Origin of the sequence: Kribbella qitaiheensis, assembly GCF_042657745.1 — a bacterium.
Taxonomy (GTDB): Bacteria; Actinomycetota; Actinomycetes; order Propionibacteriales; family Kribbellaceae; genus Kribbella; species Kribbella qitaiheensis.
In genome coordinates, this window is the sequence record NZ_JBHSKE010000006.1 from 469,319 (window position 1) to 495,341 (window position 26,023).

A 26,023-nucleotide genomic window follows, 5' to 3' on the forward strand; every position below is an offset into this window, starting at 1 on the left:
GTCAGAGCGCGCGGGCGGCGGCGATGCGGCGGTCGAGGATTTCGGCGATCGCAGCGGCTTCGTTCTGGGGCAGCACCCAGTCGGCGCCTTTGGCCTGGAGGATCAACGCCGGGCCCGGGGTGCCGGCCGGTGCCAGCCGAAGCGGCTCGGGGAACTTGAGCCGCTCGGCGCCCGACAACGAGACTTCATAGGTCCCGGTAACGGCCGTGAGCGGATAGGTCCGAGCCTTCTCAGCAGGGCTGTCCCCTTCGGCCGTCCTGATCGGCACCCGCTCCACCAGGACGAGATCCGTACGCCGGATCACCAACCGCAGCCGGGTCAGCCCGCGCACCCGAAAGGTCAGCTCGTACGGCGACTCGGCGAGCTCCGGCACCGCGGGGTGCATCAGCGTCCGCTGCCCGTAGCGCCCAACAGCGACCCCGAGAATCGCGCCGACGATCGCCGCCGGGAGGAACAACGTCGCCAGCCAGTTGGTGTCGAGCACGATCGTGGCGAACGCCGTGAAGAGCCCGGTGATCCCGCCCATCCACAACCCGGCGGTGGCCCAGCGACCCGGCTTGTACCGGTGTCGCTGCCGCAGGAACCAGCCGATCACCAGCAGCGCGAGCGGAACCAGCGCGATCTGCCAGTTGAAGGGGTCCGCGCTGGAACTGATCCACAGCACCAGCCCGAGGAAGACCAGCGGGATGCCCAGATAGACCAGCGCGACGACCCTCTGCGCCCGCCGGCTGCGTCGCTCCACGTCGCCGAACGACTCGGCCGGATCACCTTCCACTGAGCTCACGGGAAAACCCAAGCACATCCGCCGGTCGACCCCTAATGTTCTGAACGATGACCAGTCACCCGCTGTTCGCCGTACCGGCTCCGTTGTTCGTGACGCTCGCTGAGGAACTGCCTTGGCTGGAGGCTGTGCCCGACCTCGCCGCGGGGTATCTCGAGCGGTGGAAGTTGCGCCTCGACGGTGAGCCGTTGCACGGAGCCGCCTCGGTCGTACTGCCCGTCATGCGGACCGACGGAACTCCCGCGATGCTCAAGTTGCAGCCGGTCAACGAGGAGAACGCCGACGAGGCGCTCGGCCTACGGACCTGGGGCGAGGACTACGCGGTACGGGTCTTGGACGATGCTCCGGACGCGACGATCCTGCTCGAACGGTTGGAGCCGCGCTCGCTCAGCGATCTCCCCGACGACACCGAGGCCACCCGGATCCTGGCGGAACTCCTCGCGCGGCTGCGCGCAGTACAGGCGCCGCCGGGGCTGCGACGGCTCGAGGACATCGCGGGACAGATGGTTGCGGACGCACCCGGTCTGATCCCGCGGCTCGCCGATCCTGCCGAGCAAACCCTGGTACGCCGGTGCGCCGCGCGGGTGGCCGAGTTGGTTCCGGAGTCGGGTGATCGGTTGCTGCACTGGGATCTCCACTACGACAACGTGATGGCGTCGAGGCGGCACCCGTGGCTGGCGATCGATCCGAAACCGCTGGCGGGTGATCCGTGCTTCGAGCTGTACCAGGCGCTGAACAACCGGTGGGACGACCTGGTGGCGACGGGTGATCTGCCGCGGGCGATCCGGCGACGGTTCGACCTGATGGTCGAGGTGGTCGGCCTGGATCGTGAGCGGGCGGTCGGCTGGACGCTCGGGCGGATCCTGCAGAACGTGCTCTGGGAGCTCGAGGGTGGGGAGCACGCGATGGATCCTGCGCAGATCGCGATCGCGGCGGCTCTTGAAGACCCTCGCTCCTGATTACATGATTACATCAACGGTCAGGAGGAGGGGCAGATGACGACGCCGACGGTGTACGAGTGGGCTGGTGGGGCTGAGGCGTTCCGGCGGCTCACCGAGGTGTTCTACGACAAGGTGCTGGAGGACCCGGTGCTGGCGCCGGTGTTCGCGCACATGAGCGACAAGCATCGCGAGCACGTGGCGCTGTGGCTGGGCGAGGTCTTCGGCGGCCCGTCGCGGTACACGGACGAGCTGGGCGGGTATCCGGCGATGCTGTCCCATCACCTGGGGTTGGGCCTGACCGAGGAGCAGAGGTCACGCTGGGCCGCGTTGATCGGCCAGTCCGCCGACCCGGCCGGGTTGCCCGACGACCCCGAATTTCGCTCAGCCTTCGTGGCGTACGTCGAGTGGGGCACGCGGATCGCCCTCGCCAACTCCCAGGTCGGCGCCACCCCACCGCCAGAGGCACCCGTCCCGCACTGGGGCTGGGGCGAGGCGCCCCCGTACCTCGGCTGACCCGAACCGCAACCACCAGGTGGCTTCTGGGGTGGTAAGAGCGGGTAAAGGTTGTGGTGTCAGGTAGCCGTCGGGGGGAGGCGGGGAGTGGGGGTTGGATATTGTCGGGGGTTCATGACTACCCCGGTGGCCGGGATGCGAGGGTGAACCACAGTGACCGCTCAGCTCGAGTACCCCGACATTGAGGACAGTGAGGCGCTGCTGTCGGTCCAAGGGTTGTGGAAGGTGTTCGGGCCGAAGGCCGGGCGGGTTCCACACCGGGCAGATCTGGCCCGGCTGGGGCGGGCTGAGCTGCTGCAGCGGACCGGCTGTACGGCGGCCGTCCGCGACCTGAGCTTCGACGTCGCGCCGGGCGAGGTCTTCGTCGTGATGGGCCTGTCCGGGTCCGGCAAGTCCACCCTGGTCCGGTGCCTGACGCGGCTGATCGAGCCGACCGCCGGAGGGCTGTTCTTCGAGGGTGAGGACCTGCGGGCCGCCGACGAGAAGCGGCTCCGCACGCTGCGCCGGAGCAAGTTCTCGATGGTGTTCCAGCACTTCGGCCTGCTGCCGCACCGCAAGGTGATCGACAACGTGTCCTACGGGCTGGAGGTCCGCGGCGAGAGCAAGCCGGACCGGCGCCGCCGGGCCCAGGAGGTCATCGACCTGGTCGGGCTGAGCGGCCACGAGCAGTTCTACCCCGAGCAACTGTCCGGCGGCATGCAGCAACGCGTCGGGCTGGCCCGGGCACTCGCCAACGACCCGGACGTGCTGCTCTTCGACGAGCCGTTCTCCGCGCTCGACCCGCTGATCCGCCGGGAGATGCAGACCGAGGTGGTCCGGCTGCACCGCGAGGTCGGCAAGACCATGGTGTTCATCACTCACGACCTGTCCGAGGCGCTCAAGCTGGGCGACCGGATCCTGCTGATGCGCGACGGCGAGGCGGTCCAGCTCGGCACCGGCGACGAGCTCGTCGGGGCTCCCGCCGACGACTACGTCCGCGAGTTCGTCCGCGACGTACCGCGGGCCGACGTGCTCACTCTGCGCTGGATCATCCGGCAGCCCCGGCCGGACGAGCAGCTCGACGGCCCGGAGCTCGGGCCCGACGTACTGGTTCGGGAGGCGACCAGGCTGGTGCTCGAGTCCGACCGGCCGGTCAAGGTCGTCTCGGACGGGCAACTGCTCGGCGTGATCGGTGACGAGGAGATCCTCGCTGTCGTCGCGGACGCCTGATGGCATCCATCACCGGCTCGGTCGAGATTCGGGTACGCCGCCCGCGACGCGGGGTGATCGTCGGCGTCCTGCTGGTGGCCTGGGTGGCCGCGTGGTTCCTGCTCAGAGGTGTGCACACGCTCGGCCTCGGCGGCCAGGAGACCACCGGGCTGCACCGCTGGCTGACCGACCACCGTGATTTCCTCGGCAGCGGCAACGCGTTCCTCGACGCGATCCGGGTCGCCGTCGACCAGCTCGTCATCCTGTTCCAGGCGGTGATCGCGCAACCGTCGTACGGGCGGCCCGTGCCGGTGATCGGCTGGCTCGGGGTCGTCGCGTTGGCGGCATACCTCGCGTGGGCCTTCGGCAACTGGAAGGTCGCTCTGCTGGCCGCGGCGGGGCTGACCTTCGTCGGACTGCAGGGCCTGTGGCAGGAGGCCATGGACACCCTGTCGCTGACTCTCGCGGCGGTGCTCCTCGCATTGCTGATCGGCATCCCGCTCGGGATCTGGGCCGGCCTCTCGAACCGCGCGTTCCGGGTCGCGACGCCCGTGCTCGATCTGATGCAGACGCTGCCGACGTTCGTCTACCTCGCGCCGCTGACGCTGTTCTTCGCGATCGGCCCGGCAGCCGCCACGATCGCGACGCTGATCTACGCCGCGCCGCCGGTCGTCCGGCTGACCGCGCACGCGATCCGCTCGGTGCCGTCGGAGAGCGTCGAGGCTGCGCGCTCGCTCGGGTCTACCCACGGTCAGACCCTGCTGAAGGTCCTGCTGCCGATGTCCCGGAGCACGGTCGTGGTCGGGATCAACCAGACGATCATGGCCGCGCTGTCGATGGTGACGGTCGCCGCGCTGATCGACGCGCCGGGGCTCGGCCAGACTGTGCTGAAGGCGCTGCAGACGCTCGACGTCGGCGTGGCGTTCAACGCCGGCCTGGCGATCGTCGTCATCGCGATCGTGCTCGACCGGGTGACCACCGCCGCCGGCGACCGGCCCTGGCGTACGGCGAGCATCCGTCGCAAGGTGCTCCTCGGCGCGGGCGGCATCGCAGTACTGGTGGCCATCTGGTTCTCGCGGACCTACGTATGGGCGGCCGAGTTCCCCTCGGGCGCGAACCTTGGCTCCCGGATCGCCGTCGCCGCGACGGACGTGACGAACTGGGTCCAGGACGTCTTCGGCGGCTTCACGTACGGCGTGCGCGACGCCGTGACCAAGGGGGTTCTCAACCCGCTGGAAGCTCTGCTGACGGAGTCGCCCTGGTGGCTCGTGGCCGCGGTGGTCGTCACCCTGGCCGCGCTGCTCGGGAGCTGGCAGGGAGCTGTTCCCGCGGCGGTCTGCCTGGGCCTGCTGGTCGCGACGGGCGTCTGGCACGACGCCATGGTCACGCTCGCGTCGACCCTGCTCGCCACGGTGGTGGTGGTTGCCGTCGGCGTCATGCTCGGCGTCTGGACCGGCCGGAACCACCGCGCGGACAGCTGGCTGCGCCCCGCTCTCGACGCGGGCCAGACGATGCCGCCCTTCGTCTACCTGGTGCCGTTCCTGGCGTTGTTCGGCACCAGCCGGTTCACCGCGATCGCGGCCGCCGTGGTGTTCGCCGTCCCGGTCACCACCAAGATCGTTGCCGACGGCATCCGGGCGGTGCCGGTCGCGACGGTGGAGGCGGCGAACTCGGTCGGCTCGAGCACCTGGCAGGTGATCAGCAAGGTCCAGCTCCCGGTGGCCCGCCGGGCGATCACACTGGCGGTGAACCAGGGTCTGATCTACGTGCTGTCCATGGTGGTCGTGGGCGGACTGGTCGGCGCGGGCGCCCTCGGCTACGACGTGGCCGCAGGGTTCGCGCAGAGTGAGCTGTACGGCAAGGGACTCGCCGCGGGCTTGGCGATCGTGCTGCTCGGGGTGATGCTCGACCGGATCACCCAGGCCGCGGCCCGGCGTACTCGCAAGTTCAGAGGAACAGTCAGAGGAGACAACCTGTGGTGACCAACAAGCTCCGCTCTGCCGGCGTACTGACGGCAGTGGCCCTGGCCCTGACCGCGTGTGGCGGTGCGAAGGTGGGCGAGGCGGCGAAGCCGGCGGACGGTGCCAAGGAGTGCGGCACCTTCAACCTGGCCGTCAGCCCGTGGGTCGGGTACGAGGCGAACGCCGCGGTGGTCGCATACGTGGCGACCAACGATCTCGGCTGCAAGGTGGTGAAGAAGAACCTCAAGGAGGAGATCTCCTGGCAGGGCTTCGGCACCGGCGAGGTCGACGCGGTGCTGGAGAACTGGGGCCACGAGGACCTGAAGAAGAAGTACGTCACCGACCAGAAGGTGGCCGTCGAGGTCGGGCAGTCGGGCAACAAGGGCGTGATCGGCTGGTACCTGCCGCCGTGGCTAGCGGAGGCACAGCCGGAGCTCAAGGACTGGAAGAACCTGAACAAGGCCGCGGCGCAGTTCAAGACCTCCGAGTCCGGCGGCAAGGGGCAGTTGCTCGACGGCGACCCGTCCTTCGTCACGAACGACGAGGCGCTGGTGAAGAACCTGAAGCTCGACTACAAGGTCGTGTACGCCGGTAGCGAGACCGCGCTGATCCAGGCGTTCCGGGACGCGGAAAAGAACAAGAAGCCGGTGATCGGGTACTTCTACGAGCCGCAGTGGTTCTTCAACGAGCTCAAGCTGGTCAAGGTCGACCTGCCGAAGTGGACCGAGGGATGCGACACGGATCCGGCGAAGGTGGCCTGCGACTACCCGGCGTACGACCTGGACAAGATCGTCTCGAAGAAGTTCGCGGACTCCGGCAGCCCGGCGTACGAGCTGGTGAAGAAGTTCAGCTGGACGAACGACGACCAGAACGTGGTCGCGAAGTACATCGCCGAGGACAAGATGACCCCGGACGCGGCGGCCGAGAAGTGGGTCAAGGACAACCAGTCGAAGGTCGACGCCTGGCTGGGTAAGTAAGCCCGAGCCGGCCAGTAGTACGGCGTGCTCGTACTACTGGCCCGGCGTGGCTCTGTGTTTCAGGCAGCGCTCTACTCGGGCCAGGCCGAGCCGCGGATGATCTCGACGAAGTCCTCGCGGACGAAGCCCGGGACGAAGTGCGCCAGCACGTCGTCGTTCATGGTGCCGAAGGTGGTGTCCGGCCGGTCCTTCATCCCGTCGGCGAACGCCCGCAGGATGTTCTCCTTGAAGTTCGGCCGCTGATGCGCGGCGGTGACGGCCGCGATCTGCTCGTCGGTGATCTCGTCCAGGTCGAAACCCAGTACGTCGGTCTCGACGCCAGCGGACACCAGAGCGATCTCGGGCTCGAGGTGGTTCGCGATCCCCGGAGTGGTGTGCAGGGCGATCCCCAGCCAGACGGCCCGGGCGTCGGCCTCGGACCGGCCGTGCGCGAGCAGGAAGTCGCGGGCCAGGTCTGCGCCGTCCACCTCGAACCGCTGGTTGGTCCGCCGGTACTTCTCGGTCAACCCGAGGTCGTGGAACATCGCCCCGACGTACAGCAGTTCGGGGTCGGCTCGCAGGCCCCGGTGCGCGCCCTTGAGGCTGCCGAACAGGAACACGCGGCGCGAGTGGTCGAACAGCAGCGGGCCGGCCGCCGCCCGGACGAGCTCGGTGGCCTCGTGCACGAGTGTGGTGTCGGGAATCGTGATTCCCGCGATCGTCTCGGTCATGATCATCTCCAGAGGTCGTTGTCTGCTTGCCTATAGCGTGGTTCCGGCGGGTACTCCCACGCCCCGCTCGTTCGGACCTGAATCCCACGGATCCGGACGTGTTGCGAGGAGGTCACCGTGGTCAAGAGGACCGGGCCGCACCGGGTCGGTGTGGTCGTCTTCGACGGCGTGAAGCTGCTGGACGTGGCCGGCCCGAGCGAGGTGTTCAGCGAGGCGAACCGGATGGGCGCGGAGTACGAACTGTCCGTCTGCTCGGTGGGTGGGACCGAAGTGATCTCGTCGACCGGTCTGCGCATCGCGGTCGACGTCGACGCGGCCCGCGAGGACCTGCGCTTCGACACGTTGCTGGTGATGGGCGGCGATCAGTTGCCGACGCACCCGATCCCCGGGCCGCTCGTGAGCGCAGTACGGGGTCTTGCCGGGCGGTCCACTCGGGTGTGCTCGATCTGCACCGGCGCGTTCATCCTGGCCGAGGCCGGTCTGCTCAGCGGCCGCCGGGCGACCACCCACTGGCAGCACACGAAACTGCTCGGCTCCGCCTACTCGGACATCGCCGTCGAGCCGGATGCGATCTTCGTCCGCGATCGGCAGACGTACACCTCCGCCGGTGTCACCGCGGGGATCGACCTGGCCCTGGCGCTGCTCGAGGAGGACCACGGCGAGGACCTGGCTCGGCGGGTAGCCCAGTCGCTGGTGGTGTTCCTGCAGCGCCCGGGTGGCCAGTCGCAGTTCTCCCCGACCCTGCAGGGCCCGCGCCCGCACACCCCGGTACTGCGAGCCGTCTTCGACGCGGTGGCTGCCGACCCGGCCGGGGAGCACTCGGTAGCCAAGCTCGCTGCGCTGGCAGCGGTGAGCCCGCGCCACCTGACCAGGCTCTTCCGGGAGGAGTTGGGGACCACGCCGGCTCGTTATGTCGACGCCATCCGCTTCGACACGGCCAAGGCGGCGCTCGAGGGTGGCCTCACGATCAGCGAGGCCGCCGAACGCGCCGGCTATGGAAACTCCGAGTCCCTCCGCCGTACCTTCATCGCGCGGCTCGGGGTCTCACCGCGCGCCTACCAGCAGCGTTTCCGCTCCGCCCAACGGTCGGACGCGGCCCTCACCTCGTAACCGGATCTTGGCGACCCGTGCGGGTGGTCTGTGACAGGTTGAAGGGCCGTTGAGCTTGTTCGAAGCCCCCGGCAACTATCACGCAGCTGGCGAGCAACGCCGACGACACGCCGGAATTCGGACAAAACCGGGTAGCGTCGGTTCCATGATCATCGTGACAGCTGCACTGAAGGGCGGGGTAGGTAAGACAACCACGTCGGTGTACTTGGCCGCGCTGGCATCTTCCAACCGTCGCACAGCCACCCTCGTCGACGCCGATCCGCAAGGGAGCGCGGCGGACTGGATCGAGAACTCCGACGACGAACACTTGTCCAGGATCGAGATCGCCGAGGCGCCGACGGAGCGACTGCTGGCCAAGGCGCTCGACAAGGTTCCACCGGAGGGCATCGGGGTGGTGGACATGCCCCCGTCGCACGAGCGCCTGCTGAACAAGGCTCTCGAGCGGGCCCGGATCGTGATCATCCCCGCCCGCGTCGGCGGCGTCGAGACCCCGCGGGTGAAGGCGGTGCTCGATCTGGTTCCGAAGGAGGTCCCGGTCGGCTTGGTGATCTGCTCGGCTCGCACGTACACCCGCAGCTACCAGGAAGCGATGCAGCAGTACGCCGACGAGGGCATCCCCGTCTGGGGCACCATCCCCGAACGAGTCTCCATCACCGCCGGCCCCACCGGCCCGCTCGCCGCCGACGGCCTCGAGTCCTACAAAAAAGTCTGGCGAAAAATCCTAGCCGCCGCCCGCAGCTAACCCATCACCTCAACCACACCTGCGAGCTCGCTCGCCTACCCAGCCTGAATAGACAGTCCTTCAATCGACTGCCCAACGGTCGCCTACCACTGACCGCACTGCCTGGCTGGGCACGCGAGCAAGCTCGCAGCAGTTGTTGCGGTGTGGTGGTTAGCGGTGGAAGGGGGGTTGGGAGCGGACGTAGGCACGGATGACTGTGGCGGCGGCTCCGCGGGCCCAGTTGTCGAAGGTGTGGGAGCGGAGCATGAGGCGGCAGTCGCCGGCGGCTCCGAAGGCATGTGCGGCAAAGGCTTGGCGCATCCGCTGGTCGTAGAGGTCGTAGTCGGCAACGCCTTCACCGGCGATGACGACAAGCTCCGGACCGACAAGGTTGACCATCGCGGCGAGGGCTGACCCGATCACCTCTCCGGCCCGGTCGAACGCCTCCTGCGCGTGCTCGTCTCCCCCGTGCGCCAACTGGATCGCGCCCGACAGGTCCAGCTCCGGCCTGCCCGTGGTCTCCCGGACCCGCGCCAGGATCGCGTCCGACGAAGCGACCGTCTCGACACATCCACGTCGTCCGCAAGTGCAGACGAGGTCACCCGGCGCGAGCGGCAGGTGCCCGAGCTCGCCCGAGACCCCGTGCGCGCCTGACACGACCTCGCCGTTGATGTAGAGCCCGCAGCCGACCCCCGACCCGATCGTCACCACCGCGAACGAGTCGGCATTCACCCCCACCCCGAACCAGTGCTCGGCGATCGTCAGAGCCCGTACGTCGTTCTCCACCAGCACCGGCACGCCCAGCTCTTCGCTCAGCAACGCGGCGACCGGCACATCCCGCCACCCCATGAACGGTGAGTCCCGCACGACGCCATGCCGCGAGTCGACATCACCTGAGACAGCCACCCCGATCCCGATCAGCGGCCCCGCAGGCTCACTGATCGAGTCCATCATCTCTTTCGCCAGCACCGCGAGCTGCTGGATCACCGTCTCGGCGGAGGTGTCGGGCAGCGGCTGGTGCCGGGTCGCCTGGATGCCGGCGCGGAAGTCCGTGATCACCCCGATCAGGTCCGTCGGCGTCACCTTCAGCCCGATCACCGAGATGCTCTCGGCAACCACCGTCAGCGGGCTGACCGGTCGGCCGATACCCAGCTCGGCCCGGATCTCCACGGCTTCGTCCACCGCCGAAGGCGACAGCTGGTCGGTGACGAATCCCGCCTCGATCAGCGGGGCGACGGCCTTGGTGACGGCGGCCTGCGACAACCCGGTCCGCCGGGCGATCTCGACCCGCGGGATCGGACCCTGGGTCAGGATTCTGGTCAGCACCTCGACCCCCGCCGGTGTAGCGAGTGGCAGCGGGCGATTCGGGCGCGACGGCACGAGAACAAACTACCGGTGAGGCGGTAGTTTCAGCGCTCCGGGCGCACCCGCCAGGCCAAAATCAGCGCCGTCAGGACGATATGTCGACTTTCCCCAGGGTCGGAGACGTCAGCGCCCACCGGATCGTGCGGGTCAGCCCGTCCCCGGCCGCTCGGACCACAGTGCTCTCGGCCAGCGGCAGATACGGCAGCCGCAGCGGCCACCGGGTCCACCTCGGCAGCAGCCCGACCGCCGCTGCCGTCAACACCCCGTACGCCGGACGCGCCGCCCACGGCACAGGTGGATGCACCAGGATGAAGCGAGCCGCCTGCCGAGCCTCGGCAGTGCCCCGCAGTTCCGGCCGATACTCCGCCAGCACCTGCCGCAGTTGTTCCTCAGTCGTTGGCGGATCCACCACACCGAGAGCACGAGCCACCCGCGCGGTGTCCTCGACGTACGCGTCTCTCTCGGAGGCGTCGAGCGGCGCCGCGCCGTACCGCTGGTGGGCGGCAAGGAAGCTGTCCACCTCGGCCACGTGCACCCACCGCAGCAGATGCGGGTCCGACGCCTGGTAGCGAACACCGTCCGGGCTGGTACCGCGTACGCGCTCGTGCACCGCCTTCACCCGAGCAACCGCCTCCTCCGCCTGCGAGGCAGCGCCGTACGTCGTGATCGCCAAGAAGTAGCTGGTCCGCTGCAGCCGTCCCCACGGGTCGCCCCGATAGCCGGAATGAGCCGAGACCGCCGCCATCGCCAACGGGTGGAGCGATTGCAGCAGCAGCGCCCGCAGCCCACCGGCGAACATCGAGGCGTCGCCATGCACCCGCCGGATCGGGCGGTCGGGCTCGAACCACCTAGGTCCCGGGGTGTTGTGGACCCGGTCCCGCTCCGCCTGAGGGTCCGGGCCCGCGACCTTCGTCATGATCATCCGGGCAAGGCCGTCCCTCAGCGGGTCGAGCACTCCGTCGGCCGGGCGCGCGGTAGTGGTCATAGCTCCAGTCTCCCCACCACTCCAACCCGACGGTCACTGTGCGCCGGATGAACTAGCCGCGGTACTCGTCGGCGAGGATCGAGTAGAGCAGGGAGTCGCGCCAGGCGCCGTTGGTGAAGACGTGGTGGCGGATGCGGCCCTCATAGCTGAAGCCGAGGCGCTTCACCACGGCGACCGAGGCCAGATTCTCCGGACCGATCGCGGCGCTGACCCGGTGCAGGTCGAGGTTCTCGAAGGCGAACCTCACCAGCGTCCGGGAGGCGTCGGTGGCGTAGCCGTGGCCCCAGTGGTCCGCGGCGATCGCGTAGCCGAGGTGGGCCGCTTCCACTCCGGTGGGCCCGAGCCGGGCGAAGCCGATCAGCCGGTCGTCGTCCAGGCGGGTGACGGCGAGCATGTAGTCCGGCCGATCGTCTTGCTGGGACCGCTCCACCGCGGCGGCGAGAGCCTTCTGCGCGGTGTCGCGGTCGCGGCTGTCGAAGGACAGCCAGTTGGTCACCCGGTCGTCACCGACGATGGCCAGGTAGTCGTCCAGATCGTCGAGCCGGAACTCGCGCAGTCTGGTGCCATCGCCGGTGAGCGGATCCATCCCGCCTGCTACCGCGGGAAGGTCTGCATGGGCGTCCGGGTGAACATCTCGATCTCCTCCTGGAGGTCGCGGGCATCGTCCGCGCGACCCGACTGCCGCAGTGCCTGGTGGACCCGGCGGGCCGAGTGCACGACACCGTTGATCCGGCGCTCCGTGGGCAGGCCGAGGACCGGCGCGATCGCGTCCGCCGCGCCGTCGAGCTCACCGGTCGCGATCCGGGTGATGGCCATGGCGGCGTGGCTGCCGGCGGCGTCGCCGAAGGCCCACTCGGGGTGCGATTGATCGGTGTACGCGTCGACAGCCTGGCTGGAGTACCGCTCGGCTGTCTCGACCTCGCCCGGCAGCCATGCGAGCGCGTCGGCCGCGTAGTACAGCTGCCGGTTGCGGCCGAAGGTGCACAGGCCGCCCATGTCGTCCAGGTCGTCGTTCTGCACCGAGGCCCAGGCGTTCTCGGCGCGCTCCAGCGCTGCCCGGGCGGCGTCGGCGTTGCCCAGCGCGGCCCAGGCACGGGCCTCGCTGACCGGGAGCCAGACGCCGGTGGTGCTGTTGGCCTGCTCCGCGTACCCCGCGCCGAGCTGGGCGTAGCGGACCGAGTCGTGCGGGTTGCCCGCCCAGTAGGACACCAGCGACTGCAGTCCGCGGACCCAGGCGCGCAGCCCGTGGTGGTCGGCGTTGTCGGCGCAGAGGAAGGCCGTCCTGGCCTGGGTCATGGCGGCGTGCGGGTTGCCGAGGTCGTGGGACGCCTTGGCGAGCAGACCACCGGTCACGCCGCCGAGGAAGTACAGCTGCCGCAGGTGTTCCGGACGCTGCCGGCTCTCCAGCAGTGCGAAGACAAGATCCTGGGTCTCGACCAGCCGGCCGAGGATCTCCGGGAGCGGGCGCTGCGGGTACGCCTTCGCAACGTGTCTCACATCGTCGTACACCTGTTCCATAGCCTCGCTACCGAGACCGGTCTGGGCCGCGAGGGCGAACGCCCGCGCACGGCTGGCAGCCATGTCGAGAACCTCCATCTCATTACCTGTCGTGATCCGTCCACCCCCGGCAGACACCGGCACCACCTGGCCGGCCTGCTCGGGGACGTACGGGGCGAGGAGTTCCTCGACCGGCTTGCCGAACATACGTTGCAGGGTGCGCCGGGTCTGTGGAGTGGTTCCCGCGCGCTCGCCCGATGCGAGGCGCCGCAGGTGCCGCTCGGTGATGGTTCCACCCAGCTCGACGAACTCGGCGACGATCTCGGAGTAGGTCTGGTTCCGGCGCTGGATCAGGTGCGCAAGAACCGTTCTTGGCGTATACCTACCCGCCATCGTTCCTCCCGTTCACGTCAGGTAAGACGGTGTCTCGACTCATGCCCCACGACAAGGTGCAGTCCTCAAGATGTCCGCCAGAGGTCCTGAAGAGGTCCGGCAAAGGTCCGGTCCAGGTCCTAGAGCGGTCACGGTCGGTCCATGCACCATTACTGCCATGACAACCAGTAAGTCCAACTGGTTGCAAGGTCCGATGGTTACGGGGTGAGCAAGCAGTGACTGTTGCAGAAATGACGTCGAGGCAGCACCGCCGCAGAGTGCGGGTCTGGTTCGGCGAGCACGTCATCGCGCAGTACGTCGCGGAAGCACCGCTGGCGGCGCGGTACGAGCAGGCAATGCGGAGGCGGTTCGCCGGTCTCCGGGTCACGAACGACATCCTCGGCCCGCAGCCGGACACAGACAACATCTGAGCTCACCGGATCCTCCTCAGATTCGGTGGCCGCTCCTGGGGTCTCCTCACGTCCAGGAGCGGCGAATGAAGGTCCGGGACACTCCTCAGTCCCGGACGAAACCAGAGGTGCGGTCCGGAGCACTCCTCAGCTCCGGACCGCACCGCCCACCGGCCCGGCTGGGCCGGCGGTTGAGTCCCTGTATCGCCGCCGCCCAGCCGTTCCAAGCCCACCTCCTGGCCGACACCTCGGGCCGGGCGGGGCTAGTGGCTCGTGACACCTCACCACGAGCCACACTCCGAGGTGGCCGACTCCGCTGTGTGACCGCCGCGCCTGGGCGGTCATACAGCGGAGCCATTCCTGCGTCTAGGTGCTTCTGCGGAGCGCTAGATAGACGGCGAACGGCGCCTCGGGCTGGACGCCTTCGAGGCCTTCCACCAGACCTTCGGCCGTGATCTCACCGGCGAACGTCATCCTGAGGCGCTCCATCACCGCCCGCGAGGCGGTGTTGTGCCGCTCGGTGAAGGCGATCACCGCAGCCGCCCCGAGCGTCTCGAAGGCGAACTTCAGCCCGGCCCGCCCGATCTCTGTGGCGTATCCCCGCCCGCGAGCCTCGCCCACCAGCGCCCACCCGAGCTCGAGCCGGTCCACGCGCCATGCGTCACCCGCGGGCTTCCCGAGCGAGGAGTCGAGCAGCGCCCCGATCGACGAGGTCACCTCGGCGTCGGGCTCCAGACGGGACAACCCACCACGACCGACCAGGGAACCAGTTGCACTCTCAGAGGCCATCCACTTGCTCACGCCGTCTCGTTCCCAGGCGGCCTGCATCGCGGCGGAGCGCAGTACGGACTCCTCGGCCGACCAGGTCTCGGCGTACCACTCGGCCACCCACGGATCGCTCATGAGGCGCTCGAGGTCCGCTGCATGTCCGGTCAGGACCTCTCCAGGACCGGTGACCGGTTCGAGCCGCAGCCGTTCGGTGAATCGGGTCCGGACCGCCAGCGCCACGACGTCGCGCAGCCGCCGGTCACCGTCGGTCCGGTTCTCCATCAGCAGTTCGAGCTCGTCCGGCCCGACCCAGGCGCCGGCATCGTGCTTGCCCTCCTCGAGCCGCGGTCGCCGCAGATCCCCCTCGACCGTCACCAGGTAGTCGACCTCACGTCGTACTCGCCCCTCGTACTCCCACTCCCAGTCGGCGACCAGGGCGAGGATCTCCCCGAGCTTCCACCCGGTCTCCTCCTCGAGCTCCCGCCGCAACGCCTCCTCCGGCGTCTCCCCGTCCTCGAGATGCCCACCGACGATGTCCCAGATCCCCGGCAACAACCGCCGCTCCACAGTCCGCCGCTGCAGGTAGACCCGATGCGCCTCGTCCTGCACCAACACCCCGACACAATCCACAGCCCGCATGACATCCCAACCTAGCCGCCCGGCGCTGTCCGGCCGGCCTGGCAGACTCGTCGGTATGCGTGCTGACCGGGCGGTCCTCTTCAAGTTGGCGACCAGTGAACGACTCGAGCAACTTGTGAAGGGCGTGCCCGGCGGTGAGGCGAACGCCTACCGCGCCGCCTCGCGGTACGTCGCCGGCCGCAGCCGCGAGGAGGCGCTCGAAGTCACGGCAGCCCAGCTCGCGAAAGGGCACGGAGTCAGTCTCGATCTGTTCGGCGAACTCTCCACCGATCCGGCGGACGCCGCCGGCGTGGCAGACGCGTACGTCGAGCTGGCCGGGCTGATCCCGCCGCCGCCCGCCGACGTCTGGCTGTCAGTCGACCTGTCTCACCTGGCACTCGACGTCGACCCGAGCGGCTGCGCGGATCTGCTCGCGAGAATGGTCCAAGCGCTGCCGTCAGGGCGGAGGGTCCAGGTGGGTGCGGAGGACACCGGCCGGACCGACAAAGTACGACGCTGCGTCCTCGACGTCGCGGGCCGCGGCCTGGCGGATCGGCTCGGGGCCACAGTGCAGGCCAACCTCCTGCGTACGCCGGATGACGTCGACGCCCTCACGGAGGCCGGCGTCCATGTCCGGCTGGTCAAGGGCGCGTACGTCGAACCGGCAGGCGTGCACCCGTACGGCGAGCCGACAGACATCGCGTACCTCCGACTGGCTCACCAGCTGGCGGCCACGGGCGCACCGTGGTCCCTGGCGACGCATGACGGCCGCCTGCGTGAGGCAGTCCTGCTGGCGCTCGGCCCGGTCCATGTCGAGCAACTCCTTGGCGTCCGCCCCGAGGTGCTCGACGAGCTCAAGATCCGGGAGATCCCCACCCGCGTCTACGTCCCGTACGGCCCGGACTGGTTCCGCTACTGGCTCCGCCGCGTTGCCGAATCCCGCGGCGCCTGACGAGCGACTCCACCTGAGGTTCTCGACGGCGCTCGCCAGGTGTCGACTCGGACAACCGGGGCTAACCGCGAGGTTGTTCGGCTACGCGGTTGGGCATGAAGGTGACGGCTACTACGAGGAGGACGGCTGCGGCGGCGGCGCCGTAGTACACGTCGTGGATGGCGGGGGCGAGGATGTTGCTCGGGAGGTTCTCCAGGTCGTCGTGGCTGTCGCCGAGGCGGGACGCGACGACGCCGTTCGCGACGGCTCCGAACATGGCGACGCCGACCGCGCTGCCGACGGACCGGGCGAACATGTTCGCGCCTGTCACCACACCGCGGCTGCGCCAGTCCACGGACGACTGGGCGGCGACCACGCCCGGTGAGGCGGAGAAGCCGAGCCCGAGGCCGATCACGAAGCAGGCGAATGCGAGGTAGAGCACCGAGCTGTCCGGGCGCACCGTCAGCAGGAGCGCGGCGCCGATCACCACGATCACCGCGCCGAGCAGCATCGTCGTGCGGAACCCGAGCCGCAGGTAGATCCGCCCCGCGAAGGACGCCGCGATCGGCCAGCCGAGCGTCATCGCCGCGAGCGCGAACCCCGCCACCAGCGCGGACGTCCCGAGCACCCCCTGCGCATACAGCGGCACGTACGTCGACAGTCCGATCATCAGTACGCCGATCAGCAACGCCGACGAGTTCGCCGAGTTCAGCACCCGGTGTCCCAGCACCCAAAGGGGCAGGACGGGCTCGGCCGCACGGCGCTCGACGAAACCGAAGGCGACCAGCAGGAGTACCGCGAGGGCCAGGATCGCGATGCTGGTCGGGGAATCCCACGACCACATCACGCCGCCCTCGAGCAGGCCGAGCAGCAGCAACGAACCACCGACGGCGAGCAGGATCGTGCCCGCGTAGTCGATCTTGTGCCGGGTGGTCACCTTGACGTCCTCGTGGAACCGCCGGAACAGCACCCACCAGGCGGCCAGGCCGAGCGGCACGTTCACGAAGAAGATCCAGCGCCAGGAGATGAAGTCCGAGAAGACGCCACCCAGCGTCGGCCCGACGAACGAGGCGATCCCCCAGACGCTGGCGATGTAGCCCTGCACCCTGGCGCGTTCGGCGACCGAGTAGATGTCGCCCACGATCGTCATCGCGATCGGCTGGATCGCGCCGGCGCCGAGCCCTTGGACCAGCCGGAACGCGATCAGCGCCGACATGCTCCAGGCGAACCCGCAGAGCACCGAGCCGAGCACGAACAGCGCGACCCCGAACAGCATCAGCGGTTTGCGGCCGCGCAGGTCCGCGAGCTTGCCGTAGATCGGTACCGAGACCGCCTGGGCGAGCAGGTAGATCGAGAACAGCCACGGGAACTGGGTGAACCCGCCGAGGTCCGCCACGATGGACGGCACCGCGGTCGCCAGGATGGTCGCGTCGATCGCCACCAGCCCGACGCTCAGCATCACCGCGAGCAGGATCGGTCCCCGCTCCGACCGCAACCCCACACTCGCCCGGTCGATCCGCTCAGTAGTCATGACAAAGGGAAACCTACGTGACGGGACAACGTTTGCCCGAGCCCGGGACCGCCAATTGGACAGGACTGCCAGACGGAACACTGCTGACGTCGCGGCACCGGCTCGATGGATGGCAGGTGAAACGCGGAGAGCGGCTACGCGGGGACCGCCGGCTCGATACTCTCCGTGGGTGAGGATCCGTGGGCTGCTCCGCATCGCCCTGCTCGTCCTCACGCTGTCGCTGACTCTGGTGCTGCTCCCGATCGCGATCAACGTGGGCACCGGCGGCACCGCCCCGGACTTCCTCGCGCCGTACGCCGACTGGACCTGGCCGGTGATCGGCGTGCTCTGGCTGGTCGCGGTCGTGACCGGCCTGATCGAGTACCGCAGCCGCCGTACGGTCGGCCACTCGGCCAGATCCGCGGACCAGCCGCGGAACCGCCCGAATGCCCTGGCCCGGGTCGATCGCTACCTGGCCGACCGGTTCGCGGGGTCGCTGGCCTCGCGGACCAGGCTCGCCCTCGCGCTCGAGGTCCAGCCGGAGGCGGTGATCCGGCCGTACGACCTGCTCGTCCAGCCGCTCGGCAGCAGCGTCACGGAAGTCCGCGAGGATGCCGACATCGTCGCGGCATTCGACGATCTGCAGGACTCGATGCTGATCCTCGGCGCACCGGGCTCCGGCAAGACCACGCTGCTGCTGGAGCTGGCACGATCGCTGGCCGCGCAGGCCTACAGTGACCCGGACAGCCCCATCCCGGTACTGGTCGGGCTGGCCGGCTGGACCGGTTCGACCGGGCGGTATGCCGATGACGACCCGGGTGACAGCGCCTTGCTCGCCGGGTTCGTCCGCTGGCTGCTCGAAGAGCTGAACGACCGCTACCAGATCCCTGCCGCGGTTGGCCGGGTCTGGCTGCGCAAGGGACGCCTCGCCCTCCTCCTGGACGGCCTTGACGAGGTAGCCGGCGCCCACCGCGACAAGCTCGCGCCAGTACTGGCCGAACTGGGCCGCCGCTACCTGATCGGCCAACTGGCCGTCACCTGCCGCAGCCAGGACTACGAGAACCTCCATCACCGCCTCAGGCTGTACGGCGCTGTGCACATCCGCCCGCTGAGCCGCCACCAGGTGCTCGACTACTTCGCGTCCGGCGGGACCGAGCTGGCCGGTGCGCGGGCCGCCATCGAGCGGGACGAAGACCTGTGGGACCTGGTCAACTCGCCGCTGATGCTGAACGTCATGGCGCTCGCCTACCAGGGCCGGGACGCTCGCGACATCGCAGCCGGCGGAGTGGCCGACCACCGGCGCGAACTGTTCGACACCTTCATCTCCGAGGTGCTGGCCCGCTACCGCCCGGCCAGTCGCCAGTACGAGTCGCATGCCGTCATCCGATCGCTCTGGTGCCTCGCCTGGTGGACCAGGACCCGATCAGGTGACCGGATCGAGGTGCCCAACCGGCTGACACCGAACGGCTGGTACGGCCTGGTCCTGCCCGCCGTGGGCTACCTGGCCCACATGGTCTGCCTCCCCGCCCTCTTCGCCGGCCTGACGGGCGGCGCCACCCTCGCCACGACAGCCCTGTACGGCGTACCGGCGGGGCTGGCGGTGGGCGCGTACGGGCTGCTGCTCGTGCACGTCCGGCCACGGACCTGGTGGGTTCTCCAGGACAGAGCCAAGCAGCCGCGCCTCCTGCTGATGGCGGTAATGCTGTGCATGGGCGTGGTCGCCGGGCTCGGCTCGATCCTGCTGGGCGCCGGCGTTGTCTCGATCCTGCCGCCCTGGCTCGGTCTTGCCCTCGCTGCGGCAGCGATCGGAGCCTCCTACGCGCTGGAGTACGTCCTCTCCGGCGGCATCTGGCGCAAGGTGCTGCTCGGCGTCCGGCTGGCCGTTGTGATCGTGGCCGGCTGGATCGGCTACATCTGGGCCGACTCGCCCGCGGCTTTCGTGGCCGGTCTCGCGATCGGCCTGATAGTTGCCCAGGGCATCCGTCTGGTCAAGGCGCTGCCGATGGATCACCTGGTCTATCCGCACAGCAAGGACGAGTCCCAGGAGGGGCCGCGAGCCCAGTGGCTGATGGATCCCTGGGTGACAGGCGGCGTACTGGTCGCCCTCCTGGTGGCCGTGGCGCTAGGAGCGAGCGTCGGATCGGCCGAGCCCGAGGCGGCCCTCGGAGTACTGGTCGGGGCTGTTGCGGCCAAGGCCTGGCGCCGGCGGGCTCCACTGTTCGCTGGTGGTCTCTCCCGGCTGCTGCACGGCTTCCTGCTCCGGTGGAGCGGCTACCTGCCGTGGCGACGCCGCGCCTTCCTCCGCTATGCGGCAGATCGCTATTTACTGGCCAGGACCGGGCGAGGCGAGTACGCGTTCATCCACCTGCTCGTGCGCGACCATCTGGCCGACTGCGACCCAGACGCTCTCGCAGCGAAGGTTGACCAGCGCATCGCCGCTCGGGGCGCTCGCACGAGCCGGCCTGTCACTAGCGACCTGTAGCCAGCGCCTGGTCCAGGATGGTGGCCCACTGCCGGACGATGCCTCGCCGGCGCGGAGCGTCATCCGTGAGCAGGTCTGCCAGGCCGAGTCCGCGGGCCATGTCGAGCACGCCCTGCACGGTCTCGCGCACCCCCGGCGTGCGCTCGTCGACCTCGAGCACCTCCAGCAGCGCCCGGTGCGCCTGCCGTCCGACGTGCGCTTCCAGCCTGACGATCTGCTGTCGCAGCGGCTCCTCGGTGGACGCAGCCACCCACAGATGCAGCGCCGCCCGGAACAGGGGACCGGTATAGACATCCGCCAGCATCCCGACGATCGCCTCGGTCCGCCCGTCGCCACTGGGCAACCCGGCTGCCTGTTCACGGATCTCCGCCAGCCGCACCTCGGTCATGTACTCCACGGCCGCCGCGAACAAGTCTGCTCGGGTCGGGAAGTGGTGCTGGGCGGCGCCCCGGGAGACTCCCGCGCGGGCGGCGACCACCGCGACGGTGGTCCCCGTGTACCCGACCTCCGCGAGCGACTCGAGCGAGGCCTCCAGGAGCTTCTGCCGAGTCGCTCGGCTCCGATCCTGCTGCGGCTCGCGGAGCGCCTCGCTCACGACGACTCCAGGAAGAGGTCCGGCGCCAGGTCCGCTTCACTCGCGGCCAGCCGGTACTGCGAGAAGTCGGTGATCCCGGCCTCGGCAAGCACCTCGTCGTCGATCAGGAACTCCCCGGTCCGCCGCCCGGTCAGTACGACGTACGCCGCGTCCGCCACGATCTCCGGCGTCCGGGACCGGGCGGTCGCCTCTGCGCCGCCGAGGAGGTTCTGCACCGCGGCGGTCGCGATCATCGTCCGCGGCCACAGTGAATTCACCGAGATCCCGTCGGCCCTGAGCTCCTCCGCGAGCCCGAGAGTGGTCAGGCTCATCCCGTACTTCGCCATCGTGTACGCCAGGTGCCCGCCGGCCCAGCGTGGATCCAGGTTCAGCGGCGGCGACAGCGTCAGGATGTGCGCGGCCGGCGACCTCCGCAGCCACGGGATGCACAGCTTCGACAGCAGGAACGTGCCGCGCGCGTTGATGTCCTGCATCAGGTCGTACCGCTTCATCGAGATGTCCGCCGCCGGCGACAGGTCGATCGCGGACGCGTTGTTCACCACGATGTCGATCCCGCCGAACTCCTCCACGGTCCGCCGTACCGCCTCGGCGACGGACTCGTCGGAGCGCACGTCGCCCACGATCGGCAATGCCTGCCCACCGGCCACGACGATCTCGGCGGCGGCCGCGTAGATGGTGCCCGGCAGTCGCGGATGGGGCTCGGCGGTCTTCGCCAGCAGGGCCACGTTCGCCCCGTCGCGGGCGGCCCGCAGCGCGATCGCCAGGCCGATCCCACGACTGCCGCCGGACATCAGCATCGTCCGTCCGGCGAGGCCGGAGGACTCCCCGGCTCCCGGGTCACTCACGCGCGGCCTCCCGTGCTCGTAGCTCACGCCGCAGGATCTTGCCCGAGGCCGCCTTCGGGACGGCGTCGATGAACTCCACCTGCCGGACCTTCTTGTACGGCGCGACCCGCTCCGCGACGTACGCCATCACGTCGTCCTCGGTCAGCTCGGCCCCCGGCATCGGCACCACGAACGCCTTCGGTACCTCGTTCCCGTCGGCCTGGACGCCGATCACGGCGGCATCGGCGATCCGGTCGTCTGTCAGCAGCACGGCCTCCAGCTCGGCCGGCGGCACCTGGTACCCGTGGTACTTGATCAGCTCCTTCACCCGGTCCACGACGTACAGGTAGCCGCGGTCGTCCATCCGGCCGATGTCGCCGGTGTGCAGCCAACCGTCCGGGTCGATGGTGGCGTCGGTCTCCGCGGGCCGGCCGAGGTACCCCTTCATCACCTGCGGTCCGCGGATCCAGATCTCCCCCGCCTCGCTCTCGGGCACGTCCTCGCCGTCCGCGCCGACCAGCCGCATCTCGGTCGACGGGAAGAGCTTGCCCACGGCACCGGCCGGCGGGTCGATCGCGTCCTGCGGTACTGCGTGGGTGCCCGGCGAGAGCTCGGTCATCCCGTAGGCCTGCAGGACCGCGTGCAACCCCAGCCGCTTCGCGCAGGCCTCGGCCAGGTCGCCGTCGAGCGGAGCCGCCGCAGACGTCACGTACTTCAGCGCGGACAGGTCGACGCCGTCGACCGCCGGGTGCTTCGCCAGTGCGAGCACGATCGGTGGCGCGACGAAGGCCCGGGTGATCTTCTGCTGGTCGAGCACCGTGAGGAACTGCTGCAGGTCGAACTTCGGCAGCACCACGACGGTCGCGCCGAGCCGCAGCGGCAGATTCATCAGCACGGTCAGCCCGTAGATGTGGAAGAACGGCAGGATCGCGATGATCCGCTCGTTCTCCCCGACGGCGATCGTCGGCTCGGCCTGCGAGATGTTCGTCGCGATGTTCCGGTGAGTCAGCATCACACCCTTGGCCGCGCCCGTGGTCCCGCTCGAATAGGGCAGTACTGCGACGTCGTTGGCGGGGTCGATGTTCACCACGGGTTCCGGCGCGGTGGACGCCAGTAGCTCCATCACCGAGCGGTATCCCTCGGCCGTGTCGCAGACCAGGATCTCCTCGACCACGGTGCCCTCGATGGCGGCGGTGGCGACCGGCAGGAACAGCGAGATGGTGACGAGCAGCCGCGCCTTCGAGTCGATCAACTGCTTGTTCAGCTCAGCCGCGTTGTAGAGCGCGTTGACCGTCGTCACCGTGGCGCCGGCGCGGGTGGCGCCGTAGAACACCGCCGGGTAGATGATCGTGTTCGGGCTGTAGAGCGCGATGGTGTCGCCGTGCTTGATGCCCATCTCGGCGAACCCGGCGGCTATCCGCCGGCTCATCCCGTCCAACTGGGAGTAGGTGATCTCCTGGCCGGTGACGCCGTCCACCAGCGCCGGCCGGTCGCCGTACTCCTGGGCACGGCCGAGCACCGCGTCGTGGATCGGAACGTCGAGGATCTCGACCGGTGCGAACTCACTGTGGATGACCATGGGCGGGTCCTCTCGACTCGTCGGCTAGGAGGATGACTGTGGCGGATATCAGTAGGACTTCGGTAGACCCAAGCTGTGCTGCGCGACGAAATTGAGGATCATCTCCCGGCTGACCGGCGCGATCCTGGTGGCGCGGGCCGCTGCGACGAGCGAGGCGACGCCGTACTCGACCGTCAGGCCGTTGCCGCCGAGTGACTGGACCGCCTGGTCGGTGACCCGGACGGTCGCCTCGCCGGCGGCGTACTTGGCCATGTTCGCGGCTTCACCGGCGCCCAGGTCGTCGCCCGCGTCGTACAGGGCGGCGGCCTTCTGCATCATCAATCGGGCCAGCTCCAGCTCGATCTTGCACTGGGCCAGTGGGTGCGCGATCCCTTGGTGGGCGCCGATCGGGGTCTTCCAGACCTGGCGTTCCTTGACGTAGGCAACGGCCTTGCCGAGCGCGTGCCGGCCGATGCCGATCGCGAAGGCGGACGCCATGATCCGCTCCGGGTTGAGCCCGGCGAACAGTTGCACCAGGCCCGCGTCCTCCGACCCGACCAGCGCCTCCGCCGGCAGCTGCACGTCGTCGAGGAAGAGCGCGAACTGCTTGTCCGGGCTGATCAGGTCCATCTCGATCTTCCGGAACTCGACGCCCGGAGCATCGGTCGGCACGATGAACAGCGCGGGCTTCAGCCGCCCCGTCTTCGCGTCCTCGGTGCGCCCGACCACCAGCACCGCCTTGGCCACATCGAGCCCGGAGATGTAGACCTTCCGTCCCGACAACGACCAGCCGCCGTCCGTACGGCGGGCCGTGGTGGTGATCCCGTGCGAGTTGGACCCGGCGTCGGGCTCGGTGATCGCGAACGCCATCGTGGTGGAGCCGTCGGCCAAGGTCGGCAACCACCGCGCTTGCTGCCCGTCCGTGCCGAACCGCGCGATCACCGTGCCGCAGATCGCCGGTGACACGACCATCATCAGCAGCGGGCACCCGGCCGCGCCGAGTTCCTCCAGCACGATCGACAGGTCGGCCATCCCGCCGCCTCCGCCGCCGTACTTCTCGGGCAGGTTCACGCCGAGATAGCCGAGCTTGCCTGCCTCCTGCCAGAGCTCGGTGGTCTGCCCGCCGGAGCGCGCGCGTTCGTTGAAGTAGGCGTACCCGTACTTCTTGCCCAGCTCGCTCACCGCGGTTCGCAGCGCCCGGCGTTCCTCGGTCTCGACGAAGCTCATACGTCTTCTCCTTCGGCTGCTTGCACGACGGCCAGCACGGCGCCGACCTCGACCTGTTGCCCTGTACCGACCGCGAGCTCGGCCAGGATGCCGTCGGCCGGCGCGGAGATGGTGTGCTCCATCTTCATCGCCTCCAGCCACAGCAATGGTTGTCCCTGCTCGACCTTGTCGCCCACCTTCACCGCGACCCGGATCACGGTCCCCGGCATCGGCGCCAGCAACGATCCGGCTGCCACCTGCGTCGACGGATCCGCGAACCTCTCGACGGGCTTCAGCGCCACCGACCCCAACCCGGAGTCAACACACACCAGTCCTGGGTAGACCGCAACGTCAAACCCCCGCCGCACCCCGCCCACCTCGAGCACCACCCGCTCGGGAGTTGCCTCAACCAGCTGAACGCCGCCCTCGACAAACAGCCCGTCCCGGGTCAGCTGGTAAGCCACCTCATACGTCGACTCGCCGGCCCGGAAGCTCTTCCGCTGAGCCTGCGACGCCAGGTTCCGCCACCCACTGGGCAACCCCTTCTGCACCTTCGCAGTACTTCGCCGCGCCGCCGCGTCGGCGAGTGCCGCCGCCAGCGCACACAGCTCCTCCACAGCGGGCTCGGCCAGAGGACGCGACAACTCCTCCAACCCATGCCGGTCGAAGAATGCTGTGTCGGTGTCGCCTGCGAGAAAGGCGGAGTGGCGGAGGGTTCGGACCAGGAGGTCGCGGTTTGTCCGAACGCCGTGGATCTGCGCCTTCGCCAGTTCCGCCGCGAGCCTGGCGGCTGCCTCGGCGCGGGTGGCGCCCCAGACGATCACCTTCGCCAGCATCGCGTCGTAGTACGGGGAGACCTCGGTGCCGCTGACCACTCCGGAATCGACCCGCAACCACGGCAGACCTGATCGCGGTCCGCCCGGCCCGAACTCGGCGGCGTCACCCAGGCGGAAGCGGTGCAACGTGCCGGTCTGTGGTTGCCAGTTGCGCGCGGGATCCTCGGCGTACAGGCGGACCTCGATCGAGTGACCGACAGCGGCGGGTGGCTCCGGCGGCAGAGCTTCACCAGCCGCGATGGAGAACTGCAGCGCGACCAGGTCGAGGCCGGTCGTCGACTCGGTGACGGGATGCTCGACCTGGAGGCGCGTGTTCATCTCCAGGAAGTAGAACCGCCCGCTGTCGTCCGCGAGGAACTCTACGGTGCCGGCACCGACGTACCCGATCGCCTCGGCAGCCGTCCGCGCCGCCTCGAAGAGCTTAGCCCGCATCGACGGAAGCCGTTCCACCAAAGGCGAAGGCGCCTCCTCGACTACCTTCTGATGGCGCCGCTGGATCGAGCACTCGCGCTCGCCGACCGCCCAGACCGTGCCGTGGTGGTCCGCCAGGATCTGGACCTCGATGTGCCGCCCGGTCGCCAGATACGGCTCGCAGAACACCGTCCCGTCTCCGAAGGCCGACAGCGCCTCCGCTTCGGCGGCGGCGATCTCCGACCGCAGGTCCTCCAGGTGGCGCACGACGCGCATCCCGCGCCCGCCGCCGCCCGCCGACGCTTTCACCAGCACCGGGAGTTCCGCCTCGGTCACGTCGTCCGCGGAGAGTCGCGGCAACACGGGAACTCCCGCCGCGTCCATCAGCTTCTTTGCCTCGATCTTCGAGCCCATCGACTCGATCGCCCGCGGCGGCGGCCCGATCCACGCCAGCCCAGCGTCCTCGACAGCCCGCGCGAAGGTCGCGTTCTCCGACAGGAACCCGTACCCCGGATGCACCGCGTCCGCCCCGGCTCGACGGGCCGCCTCGATCAGCAACTCCGTCCGCAGGTAGGTCTCACTCGGCGCGTTGCCTGGCAGGTGGACCGCCGCGTCAGCCTCCCCGACGTACGGCATCGAGGCGTCGGCAGTCGAGTGCACCGCGACAGTCGACACTCCGAGCTCGCGCGCTGTGCGGAACACCCGCCGCGCGATCTCGCCACGATTCGCCACCAGCACCGAAGTGAACATCGC

General features: G+C 69.3%; 23 protein-coding genes. 10 read left to right on the forward strand and 13 right to left on the reverse strand.

Annotated elements, in window-relative coordinates:
* Position 1: 1 nt before the first annotated feature.
* Positions 2-784: a hypothetical protein gene (locus tag ACFPJ1_RS06725; protein ID WP_380102103.1), complete on the reverse strand. Its 783-nt coding sequence runs from the start codon at positions 782-784 to the stop codon at positions 2-4.
* A gap of 47 nt (positions 785-831) precedes the next feature.
* Between ACFPJ1_RS06725 and ACFPJ1_RS06730 the strand changes: the two genes are divergently transcribed.
* From ACFPJ1_RS06730 to ACFPJ1_RS06750, 5 genes are all read left to right on the forward strand, one after another.
* Positions 832-1,740, forward strand: a complete 909-nt coding sequence (locus ACFPJ1_RS06730) for an aminoglycoside phosphotransferase family protein (protein WP_380102105.1) — start codon at positions 832-834, stop codon at positions 1,738-1,740.
* Positions 1,741-1,776: 36 nt separating this feature from the next.
* Positions 1,777-2,235 (forward strand): group II truncated hemoglobin, encoded by a 459-nt coding sequence (locus tag ACFPJ1_RS06735; RefSeq protein ID WP_380102107.1) that lies wholly within the window; start codon positions 1,777-1,779, stop codon positions 2,233-2,235.
* 153 nt (positions 2,236-2,388) lie between these two features.
* Positions 2,389-3,444, forward strand: coding sequence for a quaternary amine ABC transporter ATP-binding protein (locus ACFPJ1_RS06740; RefSeq protein WP_380102109.1), 1,056 nt, complete (start codon positions 2,389-2,391; stop codon positions 3,442-3,444).
* Positions 3,444-5,405, forward strand: a complete 1,962-nt coding sequence (locus ACFPJ1_RS06745) for an ABC transporter permease subunit (RefSeq protein ID WP_380102111.1) — start codon at positions 3,444-3,446, stop codon at positions 5,403-5,405. The genes ACFPJ1_RS06740 and ACFPJ1_RS06745 overlap by 1 nt, the downstream gene beginning before the upstream one ends.
* The gene (locus ACFPJ1_RS06750) at positions 5,402-6,361 is read left to right on the forward strand and encodes an ABC transporter substrate-binding protein (protein ID WP_380102113.1); all 960 of its coding nucleotides are present in this window, start codon (positions 5,402-5,404) and stop codon (positions 6,359-6,361) included. Before ACFPJ1_RS06745 ends, ACFPJ1_RS06750 begins: the two co-directional genes overlap by 4 nt.
* A 71-nt stretch (positions 6,362-6,432) precedes the next feature.
* Here ACFPJ1_RS06750 and ACFPJ1_RS06755 read toward each other — a convergent pair whose 3' ends face one another.
* On the reverse strand, positions 6,433-7,071 hold the full coding sequence (locus tag ACFPJ1_RS06755) for an HD domain-containing protein (RefSeq protein WP_380102115.1): 639 nt from the start codon (positions 7,069-7,071) through the stop codon (positions 6,433-6,435).
* 117 nt (positions 7,072-7,188) lie between these two features.
* Between ACFPJ1_RS06755 and ACFPJ1_RS06760 the strand changes: the two genes are divergently transcribed.
* Entirely contained in the window at positions 7,189-8,181 is a 993-nt protein-coding gene (locus ACFPJ1_RS06760) for a GlxA family transcriptional regulator (RefSeq protein WP_380102117.1), read from the forward strand.
* Between the two features lie 145 nt (positions 8,182-8,326).
* Positions 8,327-8,923 (forward strand): ParA family protein, encoded by a 597-nt coding sequence (locus tag ACFPJ1_RS06765; protein ID WP_380102119.1) that lies wholly within the window; start codon positions 8,327-8,329, stop codon positions 8,921-8,923.
* A 150-nt stretch (positions 8,924-9,073) separates the two neighbouring features.
* Here ACFPJ1_RS06765 and ACFPJ1_RS06770 read toward each other — a convergent pair whose 3' ends face one another.
* From ACFPJ1_RS06770 to ACFPJ1_RS06785, 4 genes are all read right to left on the reverse strand, one after another.
* Positions 9,074-10,228 (reverse strand): ROK family transcriptional regulator, encoded by a 1,155-nt coding sequence (locus ACFPJ1_RS06770; RefSeq protein ID WP_380102122.1) that lies wholly within the window; start codon positions 10,226-10,228, stop codon positions 9,074-9,076.
* 124 nt (positions 10,229-10,352) lie between these two features.
* Complete coding sequence (locus tag ACFPJ1_RS06775; RefSeq protein WP_380102124.1) at positions 10,353-11,252, reverse strand: oxygenase MpaB family protein; 900 nt, start codon at positions 11,250-11,252, stop codon at positions 10,353-10,355.
* Between the two features lie 52 nt (positions 11,253-11,304).
* Complete coding sequence (locus ACFPJ1_RS06780) at positions 11,305-11,838, reverse strand: GNAT family N-acetyltransferase (protein WP_380102126.1); 534 nt, start codon at positions 11,836-11,838, stop codon at positions 11,305-11,307.
* Between the two features lie 8 nt (positions 11,839-11,846).
* Positions 11,847-13,142: an XRE family transcriptional regulator gene (locus ACFPJ1_RS06785; protein ID WP_380102128.1), complete on the reverse strand. Its 1,296-nt coding sequence runs from the start codon at positions 13,140-13,142 to the stop codon at positions 11,847-11,849.
* A 230-nt stretch (positions 13,143-13,372) separates the two neighbouring features.
* On the opposite strand from ACFPJ1_RS06785, the gene ACFPJ1_RS06790 reads away from it, so the two are divergent.
* Positions 13,373-13,552, forward strand: coding sequence for a hypothetical protein (locus ACFPJ1_RS06790; protein WP_132190026.1), 180 nt, complete (start codon positions 13,373-13,375; stop codon positions 13,550-13,552).
* A gap of 345 nt (positions 13,553-13,897) precedes the next feature.
* On the opposite strand, the gene ACFPJ1_RS06795 is transcribed toward ACFPJ1_RS06790, so the two are convergent.
* Positions 13,898-14,938, reverse strand: coding sequence for a GNAT family N-acetyltransferase (locus ACFPJ1_RS06795; protein ID WP_380102131.1), 1,041 nt, complete (start codon positions 14,936-14,938; stop codon positions 13,898-13,900).
* A 55-nt stretch (positions 14,939-14,993) separates the two neighbouring features.
* Between ACFPJ1_RS06795 and ACFPJ1_RS06800 the strand changes: the two genes are divergently transcribed.
* Entirely contained in the window at positions 14,994-15,869 is an 876-nt protein-coding gene (locus tag ACFPJ1_RS06800) for a proline dehydrogenase family protein (RefSeq protein WP_380102133.1), read from the forward strand.
* A 61-nt stretch (positions 15,870-15,930) separates the two neighbouring features.
* Here ACFPJ1_RS06800 and ACFPJ1_RS06805 read toward each other — a convergent pair whose 3' ends face one another.
* On the reverse strand, positions 15,931-17,379 hold the full coding sequence (locus tag ACFPJ1_RS06805) for an MDR family MFS transporter (protein WP_380102135.1): 1,449 nt from the start codon (positions 17,377-17,379) through the stop codon (positions 15,931-15,933).
* A gap of 169 nt (positions 17,380-17,548) precedes the next feature.
* On the opposite strand from ACFPJ1_RS06805, the gene ACFPJ1_RS06810 reads away from it, so the two are divergent.
* Positions 17,549-19,840 (forward strand): NACHT domain-containing protein, encoded by a 2,292-nt coding sequence (locus tag ACFPJ1_RS06810; protein WP_380102137.1) that lies wholly within the window; start codon positions 17,549-17,551, stop codon positions 19,838-19,840.
* Here the strand turns inward: ACFPJ1_RS06810 and ACFPJ1_RS06815 are convergent.
* The 5 genes from ACFPJ1_RS06815 to ACFPJ1_RS06835 are packed head-to-tail and all read right to left on the reverse strand — an operon-like array spanning position 19,827 to position 26,020.
* Entirely contained in the window at positions 19,827-20,435 is a 609-nt protein-coding gene (locus ACFPJ1_RS06815) for a TetR/AcrR family transcriptional regulator (protein ID WP_380102139.1), read from the reverse strand. The genes ACFPJ1_RS06810 and ACFPJ1_RS06815 overlap by 14 nt on opposite strands.
* Positions 20,432-21,280 carry an SDR family oxidoreductase gene (locus tag ACFPJ1_RS06820; RefSeq protein ID WP_380102141.1) on the reverse strand — a complete coding sequence of 283 codons (849 nt, stop codon included), beginning with the start codon at positions 21,278-21,280 and terminating at the stop codon, positions 20,432-20,434. Before ACFPJ1_RS06820 ends, ACFPJ1_RS06815 begins: the two co-directional genes overlap by 4 nt.
* Positions 21,273-22,838, reverse strand: a complete 1,566-nt coding sequence (locus ACFPJ1_RS06825) for an AMP-binding protein (RefSeq protein ID WP_380102143.1) — start codon at positions 22,836-22,838, stop codon at positions 21,273-21,275. Before ACFPJ1_RS06825 ends, ACFPJ1_RS06820 begins: the two co-directional genes overlap by 8 nt.
* 48 nt (positions 22,839-22,886) lie before the next feature.
* Positions 22,887-24,044 (reverse strand): acyl-CoA dehydrogenase family protein, encoded by a 1,158-nt coding sequence (locus ACFPJ1_RS06830; protein WP_380102145.1) that lies wholly within the window; start codon positions 24,042-24,044, stop codon positions 22,887-22,889.
* The gene (locus ACFPJ1_RS06835; protein WP_380102147.1) at positions 24,041-26,020 is read right to left on the reverse strand and encodes an acetyl/propionyl/methylcrotonyl-CoA carboxylase subunit alpha; all 1,980 of its coding nucleotides are present in this window, start codon (positions 26,018-26,020) and stop codon (positions 24,041-24,043) included. Before ACFPJ1_RS06835 ends, ACFPJ1_RS06830 begins: the two co-directional genes overlap by 4 nt.
* Positions 26,021-26,023: the final 3 nt, after the last annotated feature.